This window comes from Pedobacter sp. R20-19 (assembly GCF_000708265.2).
GTDB lineage: Bacteria > Bacteroidota > Bacteroidia > Sphingobacteriales > Sphingobacteriaceae > Pedobacter.
In genome coordinates, this window is record NZ_JCKI01000002.1 from 440,527 (window position 1) to 454,001 (window position 13,475).

Sequence of the window (13,475 nt, forward strand, 5' to 3'; positions counted from 1 at the left end):
TTTGAATTAATTTTTACCTTGGTGTACCTTAATTAAACCCCCTAAAACGTTTAACAATGAGCCATAAGTCCTTTTGGAAATCAGCATTTGCACTATTTGCCACATTTACGATTTGTTTTGGATCAATGGCGCAGCAGGTAAAATTGAATGTTGCTGTGGCGGGACTGAATCATGATCACATTTACCTGATTATGAATAGCTACCAGAAGGGTGAGGTGAACATCATCGGCATTGCAGAAAGTAATCCGGATTTAATACAGCGTTTTAAGCAGCGTTATCAACTGGCGGATAGCTTATTTTATCCTAACCTGCCTGCTTTATTGCAAAAACGTAAACCAGATGCTGTGCTGGCTTATAATGCCATCAGCGATCATTTGGCTGTGGTGGAGGCGGCTGCGCCCCTGGGGATTGCTGTCATGGTAGAAAAACCCCTGGCCACAACGGTTAAAGATGCAGAGAAAATGGTTCAGCTGGCGAAAAAGCATCATATCCATTTGCTTACGAATTATGAGACCACCTGGTATCCGAGTAATCAGGAAGCTTACCTGAATATAAAGGCGCAAAATTTAATAGGTGAGGTGCGGAAGATGATTGTACACGACGGGCACCAGGGACCAAAGGAAATTGGGGTGAGCAAAGAATTTTTAAGCTGGCTGACTGATCCGGCTAAAAACGGGGCTGGGGCACTGACCGATTTTGGCTGTTATGGTGCTAATTTAATGACCTGGCTGATGAATGGCAAGGCGCCAATAGCCGTGTCGGCTATTACGCATCAAATTAAACCGGACGTTTACCCGAAAGTGGATGATGATGCCACGATTTTGCTGGAGTACGCGGATGCGACTGGCATCATTGAAGCTTCGTGGAACTGGCCTTTTAGTATTAAAGATATGGAAGTATTCGGGAAAACAGGTTACCTACAGGCTGTTAATGAACAGCAGTTGCGTTTAAAAGAAAACGGCAATTCCGATTATAAGATTTATAAAGCAAAAGCACTTACACCGGCTTATGCCTCTAGTTTGGGCTACCTGGCTGCGGTATTGAGAAAAGAAATCATACCTGAAAATGATTTATCTTCTTTGGAGAACAATTTAATTGTGGTTAAAATTTTAGAAGCAGCTAAGGCTTCTGCAAAGAGTGGTAAAAAGGTGATGATCAGGTAAGGTCTGATTTAATCATTTTGTCTGATGGTGTTTTAGGTTGCTTGTAAAAGATGTTTGCAATGTTAAAGCCATTTGCCAGGCCGGATAGCAGGAAGCAGATCGCATGGGACATATTACAGGGTGTGGTCATTTGAGCCTAAAAACTGATGATATTATTTTTATGTTTAAGAGAAGCGGGCATTGGTACATTAAATGGGGTAGAATTTGCCTGCCGGAAGCATACCTTTATCTTATTCTGAAACAACATAAAGGAGGTAAGCATGGTTCCTTTCCTCAATCAATACGGAAATACTGCTATTGGTGTCTGTGCATTATCATCACTAGAGATCTATTTTTTTATCTTCTTAACTAATCCTTCCACAATTCTAGGATAATGCTGGTGTTCTAATTGCTGGCCTTTAAATTTAACCATTTCTAAGTTATCTCCCCGATCAATTTTATACTTTGCCTGGTAAATGTACTCACCTTCATCATAATGTTCATCAACATAATGGATGGTAATACCTCCTTCAGTTTCGCCAGCTGCAATTACCGCATTGTGTACGTAGTCTCCATACATGCCTTTGCCACCAAATTTTGGTAAAATAGCGGGGTGAATGTTGACTATTCTTCCCGGGTAGGCGGCAATTAAGTTTTTAGGAATTAGCCAAAGGAAACCAGCGAGTACAACAAAATCGATATCAAGGTTTTTCAGCAGATCAATTACTTCGTCTGTTTTATAAAACTCGTTTTTATCGAAGATATGGCTTGGGATTTCAAAATTATCAGCTCTTTGCAATACATAAGCGTCAGCGTTATTGGTGAGCACCAATGAAATTTCAATGTCGTTACTGCGTTTAAAATGCTCCATTAGCTTTTGGGCATTAGAGCCAGAACCGGATGCAAAGATGGCTATTCGTTTTTTCACTCAGAATGTGTTTTCCTCAAAAATAGTATTTTTACCTATGTTTTATGTATTCAAATTAAATTTTATTCTCTATCGTTAAAGTGTTGTGAATGAATAAATTTATCGTATTTTCGCAGTTCGGAATTGAGATCAGATTTTAGCGGATAAAAATTTAAAATTCTTTTGCGTTTTAAAAAGATAAACTCTATATTTGCAACCCGAATTAAAGGAAACGATTAAGAAAAATAAAGGCTAAATAGAAATGGCAAATCATAAATCTTCATTAAAGAGAATTAGAGCAAACGCAACAAAACGTTTACGTAACAGATATCAGGCAAAAACTACACGTACTTTTATTAAAAGGTTACGTGCTGCAGAAGATAAAAAATCTGCATCAGATTTATTGCCTAAAGTAATCTCTATGTTAGATCGTTTAGCAAAAAAGAACATTATTCACAAAAACAAAGCGGCTAACAATAAATCAAAATTAACGAAATTCGTTAACGGTTTAGCATAATCCACTTTTTTTACGATATTAGTATCAGGCATCCCAACCAAACGTTGGGATGCCTTTTTTTTGTCGAAAAAAATGGAGAATTACGATCAGAAACTGGGTATTAAACTTTGGGCAGAGGAAGATCGCCCGAGAGAAAAACTATTGCATCATGGGCGCAGGCATTTAACTGATGCCGAATTAATTGCCATCCTGATTGGTTCAGGAAGCAAAAATGAAACCGCCGTAGACTTAAGTAAAAGGATTTTATCCTTCTATGAAAATAACTTAACCAAAATAGGGCAGGCATCTATTCAGGATCTTTCCAGGTTTAAGGGGATTGGCGAAGCTAAAGCCATCACCATTATTGCTGCTTTAGAACTTGGCCTCCGCAGAAAGGAAGTGCAAGAAGAACAAATTGTACAGGTCACTGCTTCAAGTGATGTGCACCGTTATTTGTACAACACTTTTGCGGATCTCAATCATGAAGAATTCTGGATACTGTTGCTTAACCGTTCTAACCATATTATTGGAAGGCATCTCATTAGTAAAGGCGGGCAGGCCGGAACAGTTGCCGATCCAAAAATTATTTTTAAAGTAGCGCTTGAACGTAATGCCGCAAATATTGTTTTAGCGCATAATCACCCTTCCGGAAATTTGAAGCCCAGTGAAAGCGATAATAAACTGACCAGAGATTTAGTGGCTTCAGGGATATTGTTGGGGCTTTATGTTGTTGATCATATTATATTTGCGAGGAGTAGTTATTATAGTTATAAGGACGAAGATCTGATCTAGTTTTAAGTGCTGATGAAGAAGGTTTTTTTGATAGCGGAATATAACAACTTTAATACTTAAAATTCATTTAACACTAAATGAGTAATATTGGCAAATTAAAAATGTCATGAAAACTTTTAAAATCTTGTTCTCTTTAGTATTGCTCTCCACAATGGCCTTTGCACAGCAAAATGGAATGCCTGTTAATATCATATCCTACAACATCCGATACAATAATCCGGATGATGGGATAAATGCATGGCCAAACCGTGAGCAGGATGTGAAAGCCTTAGTAAAATTTCATGATGCTGATATACTGTGTGTGCAAGAGGCGCTGCCTGAACAGTTTGATGCGTTATTAAAGAAAACGAATTTTGATGTAGTGGGGGTAGGGCGTGAAGATGGTAAGCGTAAAGGTGAATTCTCTGCAGTATATTTTGATAAAGATCGTTTTGTAAAAAAGGATGGCGGAACTTTCTGGCTTTCTGAAACACCTGATGTGCCTTCAAAAGGTTGGGATGCCGCGCTTAACAGGGTATGTAGCTGGGTAAGGTTATATGATCGATTAAATAAAAAGGAATTTTTAGTTTTTAATGCGCACTATGATCATAGAGGTGTTAAAGCCAGAATTGAATCGGCTAAACTGATCAAACAAAAAATACAGCAAATTGCACCCACCTTACCTGTGGTTTTTACGGGCGACTTAAATGTTACGCCGGAGACTGAAGCCATCAGTACTATTAAATCATTCTTAAGCGATGCTAAAGAAATCAGTCAGGAACCTGCTTATGGCCCTACTGGTACCTTTAATGATTTTAATTTTAATAGTGACCTTAAAGATAAAATTGACTATATTTTTGTAAATAAAGGTTTTAAAGTCCAAAAGTTTGCCGTATTAAGTGATAGTAAAGACAAACGATATTTTTCTGATCATCTACCTGTTTTTGCGCGGCTTTGGTTTTAGTAGCTATGATATCTACATCTAGCAGCCCGTTTCCGTTTCAATTTGAGCTGTTTGGTAACCAATATCATTACCATTACATTTTTGAAACCCTGGCTTTTATCATAGGTGTTCGGGTTTATTACTTTTTAAAAAAAGGGATTACAGATCCAATTTCAGATGAGAATCGGTTATGGATTATGCTTGGGGCTATGCTTGGTGCGCTTATTGGCTCTCGTGTGGTTGCGGTTTTGGAAACTCCGGCGGTTTTAAATCATTTGAGTTTTTCGTTTATTTATCAAAGTAAAACCATTGTGGGCGGCTTATTGGGTGGCTTATTCGGCGTAGAGATCATTAAGAAGATGATTGGCGTAAACATTGCATCAGGCGATATATATGTTGTTCCAATTTTGGTTGCTTTATTTATTGGTCGCATTGGTTGTTTCTCTATGGGTATAGATGAGCCCACTTATGGGGTTCCAACTGCTTTATTTACAGGAATGGATTTGGGTGATGGCATCATGAGGCATCCGATTATGCTGTACGAAATGCTTTATTTGATCCTGCTCTTTTTCCTTTTCAGGGCTCTTAAAAATAAAAACCTGATTAATGGTGATCGCTTTAAATTATTTATGGTGCTGTATTTTCTGTTTCGATTTTTAATTGAATTTATTAAGCCTTATCAACCTTTATTTTTAAATTTAAGCAGCATTCATTGGTCGGCAATATTAATTTTTGCGTATTATTATAAATTCATCATCAGGATTACAAAAACTATTTTCACTTAAAGGGATATGGCCAATACGAGAGATTATATTTATTACGATTATACCAAGAGTCTTTGTCCGGAATGCCTCCAGCTTTGCGATGCAAAAATTGTTTTTCAGGATGCCAAGGTTTTTATGTTGAAAAACTGCAGAACGCATGGCGATAGTAAAGTGATGATTGCGGATGATGTGGAGTATTATAAGCAAATCCGCAATTACAATAAGCAATCAGAAATGCCGCTGAAGTTTAATACTAAAGTGCATTACGGTTGCCCGTATGATTGTGGCCTTTGTACCGATCATGAACAGCATTCTTGCCTGACTGTTATTGAAGTGACGGATCGCTGTAATTTAGCTTGCCCTACTTGTTATGCCATGTCATCGCCCAATTATGGAAGGCACAGGACGTTAACTGAAATTGAGCGCATGATGGATGTGGTGGTGGCGAATGAGGGTGAGCCTGATGTGGTTCAACTTTCTGGCGGTGAGCCTACCGTTCATCCTGAATTTTTCAAAATACTTGATCTGGCTAAAACCAAACCGATCAAACATTTGATGGTGAACACCAATGGTATCAGGATTGCAAAAGACATTAATTTCGTAGAGAAACTGGCTTCTTATATGCCTGATTTCGAAATTTATCTCCAATTCGATAGTTTTAGTCCGGAGGTATTAACTAAAATGAGGGGCGAGGATTTAACTGAAGTTAGAAAGAAAGCAATTGAGCACCTGAATCAATTCAATGTGTCTACTACATTAGTGGTGACTTTACAAAATGGTTTAAATGATCATGAAATTGGTGATATCCTGGATTATGCTTTGAAGCAACGTTGTGTTCGTGGGGTAACTTTTCAGCCTACGCAGGTTGCCGGTAGGAATGATGATTACAATGACCAGCAAGGAAGAATTACCTTAACTGAGGTGAGGCGCAAAATTTATGAGCAATACCCAACGTTTACTCCGCAGGATTTAATTCCGGTGCCTTGTAATCCGGATGCGCTTTGTATGGCTTATGCTTTAAAAATAGGTGATGAGGTGATTCCAATGACGCATTTGATTAATCCCGAAGATTTGCTGAACAATTCTAAAAATACCATTGTTTTTGAGCATGATGAGAAATTGAAAGAACATATGCTTAATTTATTTAGCACGGGTGTTTCTGTAGATTGTGCTGAAGATACTTTTGGTGAACTGATGTGTTGTTTGCCCCGGGTAAAATCAGATAATTTGAGTTATGATAATCTGTTTCGCATCATTATTATGAACTTTATGGATCCTCTTGATTTTGATGTCCGGGCGGTGAAGAAATCCTGTGTTCATATTGTGAGTGATCAATATAAGATGGTGCCTTTCGAAACGATGAATATTTTTTATCGTGACCATAAGATTGATGCCATCAGGGAAAAATTAAATATAAATTAATATGATTGTAGTTTTGTTTTTTCTTTATGGACTTGCCATTGTAGGTTTGTTCATTGCTGGGATCATTACCATTATTGTAAAATCATCAAACAATCAGCCTGTAAAACTAGGTGTTCAAATGCTGATTGCCTCCATTATTTTGGTTGTGATTGGTGGGGGTGCCTGTGCATTAATGTTAGCAAACTCTTAAAATGGGACTTATCATCATCTATTGGATTAGCGTTGTTATTCTGTTTATTGCTGGTGTTGTTCAGGTGATTATCAAGTCAGCAAAAAATGAATCTGTAAAATCAGGATTAAAACTCATTATTATCTCAGTGATTATGGTGGTTATCGGTGTGGGCGCCTGTGCGGTAATTTTATCTAATTTGAATATTAGGAACTAGGGTTTGTTTGTTACTAATCTTATTCCATGATCGTCCGACCGCAGTGGAGGAATCTTTTAAAGTTGGTGGTTTGTTTGGTTCAAGGATCTCTCTCCCGAAACTTCGGGACTGCGCTTCAGTCGGGATGACGAAGGCACAGTTTGCTTGGTTCAAGGATCTCTCTGTTTCGCTGCGCTTCAGTCGAGATGACGAGTACAAGGTTTGCTTGGTTCAATGATCTCTCTGTTTCGCTGCGCTTCAGTCGAGATGACGAAGGCACAGTTTGCTTGGTTCTAGGATCTCTCTGTTTCGCTGCGCTTCAGTCGGGATGACGAAGGCACAGTTTGCTTGGTTCAATGATCTCTCTGTTTCGCTGCGCTTCAGTCGAGATGACGAGTGCAGAGTTTGCTTGGTTCAAGGATCTCTCTCCCGAAACTTCGGGACTGCGCTTCAGTCGGGATGACGGAAACCACGGTTGTTGAGTTGCCAACAGCTTGATTAGAATTTAGTACTTATTGTATTAAGATTTCTGGTTTAGTTTTCTGCTTTAAGCTTTTAATAATATCTTTGCGTTTTATGAAATTAACGTATCAAGAGTTGTTTTGATTCCTGATACTTAATACTTGATACTCGAAAAATGAAAATATCATATAACTGGTTAAAACAATTCGTTCAAATAGATCAGACACCACAAGCGCTTTCCTTAATCCTGACTGATATAGGCCTGGAGGTAGAAAGTGTAGATAAAATTCAGCCTGTAATAGGTGGATTAGAGGGGTTGGTTATTGGTGAGGTTTTAACCTGTGTACAACATCCTAACGCTGATCGTTTACGTGTAACTACTGTGAACGTAGGTGGGAAAGAAAATCTTCAGATAGTTTGTGGAGCACCAAATGTTGGCGCCGGACAAAAAGTAGTTGTGGCGACTGTTGGCACTACCGTGTATCCTTTGGAAGGTGAACCTTTTAAAATCAAGGAATCAAAAATCAGGGGAGAGGTTTCGCAAGGAATGATCTGCGCCGAAGATGAAATTGGTTTAGGCAAATCTCACGATGGTATTATGATCCTGGCTGAAGATACTGAAATCGGAATCCGTGCTAAAGATCATTTTAAGATGGATGATGATTTTGTTTTCGAGATTGGTTTAACACCAAACCGTGCTGATGCAGCTTCTCATTTAGGTGTAGCCAGAGATCTGGCCGCTTATTTTAGAAGTGAGTATGAAATGCCAGACCTATCTACCTTTAAAACCGATAACGAAAATTTAGTTATTCCCGTTGAAGTAGAAGATTTGGATGCTTGTCCGCGTTATAGTAGTGTAACCCTATCTGGCGTTACGGTTACAGAATCTCCTGATTGGTTAAAAGATAAACTGAAAGTAATTGGCCTTCGTCCGATTAATAATGTGGTTGATATTACCAACTATGTTTTACATGGTTTAGGTCAGCCTTTACATGCTTTCGATGCGGATAAAATTGCTGGTGGCAAGGTAGTTGTAAAGAAAGTAGCCGAGGGAACCGAATTTATAACACTTGATGATGTAACCAGGAAGTTGAGTGCAGATGATTTGATGATTTGCAATGCTGAAGCGCCTATGTGTATTGCCGGTGTGTTTGGCGGGAAAACTTCGGGTGTTGATGCCAACACTAAAAATATCTTCTTAGAAAGTGCCTATTTCAATTCGGTTTCCGTACGTAAAACCGCAAAGCGACATGGTTTAAAAACTGATGCTTCTTTCCGTTTTGAAAGAGGTACTGATCCTGAAATTACGGTTACTGCATTGAAATATGCAGCCATTTTAATAAAAGAAATAGCGGGAGGCGAAATATCGTCATCCGTTTCTGATATTTATCCAAATCACATTCGTCCGTTTGAATTTGAAGTAAGCTATACCAATATCAATAAATTAATTGGCGCAAATATTCCTTCGGCAGAAATTAAGCATATTCTTACGGCTTTAGGCATTACAGCTACCAGTACTTCTGATGATACTTTGGCTTTAAGGGTTCCTTCATTCAAAGTGGATGTGACTCGCGAATGTGACATTACTGAAGAGGTATTGCGTATTTATGGGTATAACAATATTGAAATTCCATCAAAGGTAAATGCATCACTCTCATACAGTGTTAAGCCTGAGAAAGAAAATACACAAAATGTAATTGCAGATTTGTTAACCGCTAATGGTTATGCGGAAATTATGTGTAATTCATTAACTAAATCTGCCTATTCTAAAAATCTGGATGAAGCCGTATTTATTTTAAATCCTTTAAGTAGTGATTTAAATGTGATGCGTCAGCATATGTTAATGCCGGCTTTGGAAAGTGTTGCCTACAATCAGAACCGGAAAAGTGGCGATGTTAAGTTTTATGAGTTTGGTAAAACGTATCATTTGATTAATGAAACCATCAGAAGCGAACAGAAAAATAATAAGACCGCCGCTTCTGATAGCTTGATTACAGATGAAAAACAATCAACAACAAATCAAAAGTATGTGGAGCGCCCGAGGTTATTTATGTTAATTTCTGGTGCAAAACAAGGCGAGCAATGGAATCAAAATGCTAAATCAGTTTCATTTTACAATTTGAAGGCCGCTGTAGATGCGATTATATCGCGTTTAGGGATTTCCAGCTATCAAACCGATACTTTAAATGATGAACACTTTGCTTATGGAATTAAATATTTCCGTGGAGATAAAGTGATTGTGAGTTTTGGTGCGGCAAGTAAACCAGATCGTAAGGTGGCAGATGTTCATGCAGAGGTTTTTTATGCTGATTTTGACTGGGCTGCAATTTTAGATATTGTAAGGAAAAATAAAATCGTAAATAAGGAGCTTTCGAAATATCCGCAGGTGCGCAGAGACTTATCACTGTTAATTGATCAGTCTGTAACATTTGATACATTAAAAGGCATTGCTTTTAAAACGGATAAAAAGCTGATTAAGGAAGTGGGGGTTTTTGATGTGTATGTTGGCGATAAATTGCCAGAAGGTAAGAAGTCATATGCTTTAAATTTTACCTTACAGGATGAAGAGCAAACCTTAACGGATAAGCAAATAGAAAGTACTATGCAGAAGCTCATTGCGAATTTAACGCAGCAAGCAGGTGCAGAAATTAGGAAATAAAATATAAATTCGTATTTTTAGAAATAAATTCATGGCTTCTGTTGCAGATCAATTAGATAAGGTATTACAAAAAACAGCTCGTTTAATAGAGTTATGTCATGCTTTGCAAGAAGAAAATGATTTATTAAAGCTTGAAAATCAATCGTTAAAAGTTGCCGTTGATACTTCGAAAGCACAGCGTACAGATCTTGAAGAAAAATTAAGAGTAACTAAACTGGCTAAAAGTATAGAAGGTACAAGTGAAAAATCACTTGACATTAAACAAAAAATTAACGATTTTGTGCGGGAGATTGATAAAAGTATCGCATTGCTTAAAAAATAAATGATGCGTAGAAATCAGAAACTAAGCTAACAAATGGGAGAAATCTCGATTAAAATAACCATTTCCGACCGTATCTATCCATTAAAGGTAAATACTGAAGAGGAAGAAATTGTGAGACGGGCAGCTAAAATGATCAATGAGCGCATAAAGGATTATCAGGATAATTATGCGGTTAGAGATAAGCAGGATCTACTTTCTATGGCTGTACTGCATTATGCAACGGCCGTACTAAGGACAGAAAACAAGGTACAAAGCCAGGATACTGCTGTTGCTGATAAAGTTGAAGAATTGGATGTTTTACTCAATGATTTTTTCAAAAAATAAAGGATCGTTCTTTGGCGATTCGTCACGCTGAACTCGTTTCAGCGCCTTTATAACAAGATCTTGAAATAAATCCGATGGCTATCGGATCAGGATGACGAATTTCTATAATTAGCATAAAGACATAGCCGCGGCTAGTTTTTGAGTTTCAAAATTTATAAAACTTAACACTTCAATATCTATGGGGTTAAGAGGGCGTATTTCATCTGCTTCGGCACCTGAAAATGGCTTAAATCCCAATTATGCTTAGTTGAGGTTTAAAATAATGAGACTTTAAAAATTAGTTGCGGTTTTTTTTTACTTAAAAAACAAAATGGAGATAACGGAAATTCTAGGATACATATTTGCCTTAATAGCAGGCTTAGGTATCGGTATAGCGGTAGGAAGGTTCTTACTACGCAACTTGCTTAAAGGGCAGGAAGTTGCCGCTCAAAACAAGGTTAAAAAGATTTTAAAAGATGCAGAGAATAATGCAGAAATCTTAAAAAAGAATAAACTTTTAGAAGCAAAAGAGAAATTTTTGCAATTGAAAGCAGAGCATGAGCAGGAGGTAAATGCTAAAAATAATACCATTAACCAACGCGAAAATACGATGAAACAGAAAGAACAATCTGTTAATCAGCGTATGGAAAACTTCAACAAAAAAGAGCAGGAACTGGATAAGCAGAAAGCAAATCTTGAAAAACAAACTGAATTAGCCCTTAAGAAACAAGAGGAAGTTGAAGTATTAAAAAATCAGCATTTAACGCAGTTGGAAACCATTGCGGGTCTATCTGCCGAAGAAGCAAAAAATCAATTAGTAGATAATTTAAAGGAAGTGGCACGTACACAAGCCATGATCCAGATTAAGGATATTGTTGATGAAGCGAAATTAACAGCCAGTAAAGAGGCTAAAAAGGTGGTGATTCAAACCATTCAACGTACGGCTACTGAAGCGGCGATTGAAAATTCGGTTTCTATTTTCCATATAGAAAGTGATGAAATTAAAGGTCGTGTAATTGGTAGAGAGGGTAGAAATATCCGTGCTTTAGAGGCTGCTACCGGTATCGAGATTATTGTTGATGATACACCGGAAGCGATTATTTTATCTGGTTTTGACCCGGTAAGAAGGGAAATTGCCCGTTTGGCTTTACATCGTTTGGTTACAGATGGTCGTATTCACCCAGCCCGTATTGAAGAGATTGTAGCGAAAACCAAAAAGCAAATTGAAGATGAGATTGTAGAGATCGGTGAGCGTACGGTAATTGATTTAGGGATTCATGGTTTACACCCTGAACTGATTCGTATGGTTGGACGCATGCGTTACCGTTCTTCTTATGGTCAGAACCTGTTACATCACTCTCGTGAAGTGGCTAATTTCTGTGCAACAATGGCGGCAGAATTGGGTTTAAACGCAAAAATGGCTAAACGTGCTGGTTTGTTACATGATATTGGTAAGGTACCTGATGATAATCCTGAATTGCCTCACGCGATTTTAGGAATGCAATTGGCTGAAAAATATAAGGAGCATCCTGAAATTTGTAATGCCATTGGTGCCCACCACGATGAAATCGAGATGACTTCGATGATTTCGCCGATTATTCAAGCTTGTGATGCCATTTCAGGTGCCCGTCCGGGTGCACGTAGAGAGGTAGTAGAGAGCTACATTAAGCGTTTAAAAGATTTGGAAGAACTGGCACTATCTTACCCGGGTGTAGAGAAAACTTTTGCTATCCAGGCTGGTAGAGAACTGCGTGTAATTGTAGAAAGCGAAAGAATTACAGATGCACAGGCAGAATTATTGGCTGCAGATATTTCGACCCGTATTCAAACAGAGATGACTTATCCTGGTCAGATTAAGGTTACCGTAATTCGTGAAACACGTTCGGTGGCGTTTGCGAAATAACTAAAATGATTGAGCAGATTTTACACTAAAGTGGTTGATTACATAGATTAAAGGATTACATAGATTATATAAAGCGATGGCAATGTTCATCGCTTTTTTTTTGCGCTTAACCTCTCGGCGACGCGCCTAAGTATTATCACACTAAAGTGGTTGATTATACAGATACGCTAAAGCGGATGATTATACGGATTGAGGGATTCCACAGATTGTGTAAAGCAATTTGATTTTTTTGGTAGCTTTTTTAGAGTTGATTTTATTACCACTTATTAGTTTGCCACGGAAACACAGCATGCAAGGAATAGGAATAGTTTCTGCGTCTTCCGCGACTCCGTGGCAATTGATTTTTAACATTCTCTGTTTACCGATTCATTATATGAAAGGTTGCTGATCACATCTGTGTCTATCCGTGCAAATCTGTGGTTAAAACTTACGTTACCCCGCCATTTTTTTATAATTTTACAACATGAGTAAGTCAACTGTAAACATAGAACCCAAGCGCCCTGTTGATGTCCTTTTTGACAAATATGCCGAAAGCCATCAAAATCCAACCAATAAACTGGTGCACTGGATTTGTGTTCCTTTAATTGTGTTTAGTTTACTTGGCCTGGTTTGGCAAATTCCTTTTCCTTACATTGGTTTTCTAGGTAGTTATAATGGCTTTTTCAACTGGGCTTCTTTTCTGTTGGCTTTCAGTTTATATTATTATTTTACCCTTTCACCGGTGTTGTTTTTTATGATGATCTGGGTAATTGGTTTAATGAGCTATATTATTGTAAAGATAGAACAGGCAGTAGGTTTAGGAAGTGGGACTGCTTATGTTATTTACTCCACCATTTTTATTGCAGCCTGGATTGGGCAGTTTATCGGGCATAAAATTGAAGGCAAGAAACCATCTTTTTTGGATGATGTTAAGTTTTTGTTAATAGGTCCGATCTGGCTATTACACTTTATATGCAAGAAAACAGGGATTCGTTATTAGTAGTAACTTAAAATCGTTAACTTCTAATTAACCTTAA

At 37.9% G+C, this 13,475-nt stretch carries 14 protein-coding genes; 13 read left to right on the top strand and 1 reads right to left on the bottom strand.

Annotated features, from left to right (window positions below; translation table 11 throughout):
- Positions 1-56: 56 nt before the first annotated feature.
- Positions 57-1,163: a Gfo/Idh/MocA family protein gene (locus AN34_RS05695; RefSeq protein ID WP_029283184.1), complete on the top strand. Its 1,107-nt coding sequence runs from the start codon at positions 57-59 to the stop codon at positions 1,161-1,163.
- Between the two features lie 328 nt (positions 1,164-1,491).
- Here the strand turns inward: AN34_RS05695 and AN34_RS05705 are convergent, their stop codons facing one another.
- Positions 1,492-2,070 (bottom strand): phosphoribosylglycinamide formyltransferase, encoded by a 579-nt coding sequence (locus AN34_RS05705; protein WP_029283188.1) that lies wholly within the window; start codon positions 2,068-2,070, stop codon positions 1,492-1,494.
- A 241-nt stretch (positions 2,071-2,311) separates the two neighbouring features.
- On the opposite strand from AN34_RS05705, the gene rpsT reads away from it, so the two are divergent.
- The 12 genes from rpsT (at position 2,312) to AN34_RS05765 (ending at position 13,438) form a co-directional block, all read left to right on the top strand.
- Complete coding sequence (gene rpsT / locus AN34_RS05710; protein ID WP_010603296.1) at positions 2,312-2,566, top strand: 30S ribosomal protein S20; 255 nt, start codon at positions 2,312-2,314, stop codon at positions 2,564-2,566.
- Between the two features lie 72 nt (positions 2,567-2,638).
- On the top strand, positions 2,639-3,337 hold the full coding sequence (gene radC / locus AN34_RS05715) for a DNA repair protein RadC (protein ID WP_029283190.1): 699 nt from the start codon (positions 2,639-2,641) through the stop codon (positions 3,335-3,337).
- A gap of 106 nt (positions 3,338-3,443) precedes the next feature.
- Complete coding sequence (locus tag AN34_RS05720; RefSeq protein ID WP_029283192.1) at positions 3,444-4,280, top strand: endonuclease/exonuclease/phosphatase family protein; 837 nt, start codon at positions 3,444-3,446, stop codon at positions 4,278-4,280.
- Between the two features lie 5 nt (positions 4,281-4,285).
- Complete coding sequence (locus AN34_RS05725) at positions 4,286-5,044, top strand: prolipoprotein diacylglyceryl transferase (protein ID WP_029283195.1); 759 nt, start codon at positions 4,286-4,288, stop codon at positions 5,042-5,044.
- Positions 5,045-5,050: 6 nt separating this feature from the next.
- Complete coding sequence (locus AN34_RS05730) at positions 5,051-6,445, top strand: radical SAM protein (protein ID WP_029283197.1); 1,395 nt, start codon at positions 5,051-5,053, stop codon at positions 6,443-6,445.
- A gap of 1 nt (position 6,446) precedes the next feature.
- Positions 6,447-6,635 (top strand): hypothetical protein, encoded by a 189-nt coding sequence (locus AN34_RS05735; RefSeq protein ID WP_029283199.1) that lies wholly within the window; start codon positions 6,447-6,449, stop codon positions 6,633-6,635.
- Position 6,636: 1 nt separating this feature from the next.
- Positions 6,637-6,831, top strand: a complete 195-nt coding sequence (locus tag AN34_RS05740; protein ID WP_029283201.1) for a hypothetical protein — start codon at positions 6,637-6,639, stop codon at positions 6,829-6,831.
- A gap of 616 nt (positions 6,832-7,447) precedes the next feature.
- Positions 7,448-9,931, top strand: a complete 2,484-nt coding sequence (pheT, locus tag AN34_RS05745; RefSeq protein WP_029283203.1) for a phenylalanine--tRNA ligase subunit beta — start codon at positions 7,448-7,450, stop codon at positions 9,929-9,931.
- Positions 9,932-9,962: 31 nt separating this feature from the next.
- Entirely contained in the window at positions 9,963-10,253 is a 291-nt protein-coding gene (locus AN34_RS05750; protein ID WP_029283205.1) for a hypothetical protein, read from the top strand.
- A 33-nt stretch (positions 10,254-10,286) separates the two neighbouring features.
- Complete coding sequence (locus AN34_RS05755; RefSeq protein WP_029283207.1) at positions 10,287-10,577, top strand: cell division protein ZapA; 291 nt, start codon at positions 10,287-10,289, stop codon at positions 10,575-10,577.
- A gap of 310 nt (positions 10,578-10,887) precedes the next feature.
- On the top strand, positions 10,888-12,459 hold the full coding sequence (gene rny, locus AN34_RS05760) for a ribonuclease Y (RefSeq protein ID WP_029283209.1): 1,572 nt from the start codon (positions 10,888-10,890) through the stop codon (positions 12,457-12,459).
- Positions 12,460-12,922: 463 nt separating this feature from the next.
- On the top strand, positions 12,923-13,438 hold the full coding sequence (locus AN34_RS05765) for a DUF962 domain-containing protein (protein ID WP_029283211.1): 516 nt from the start codon (positions 12,923-12,925) through the stop codon (positions 13,436-13,438).
- The last annotated feature ends 37 nt before the right edge of the window (positions 13,439-13,475 follow it).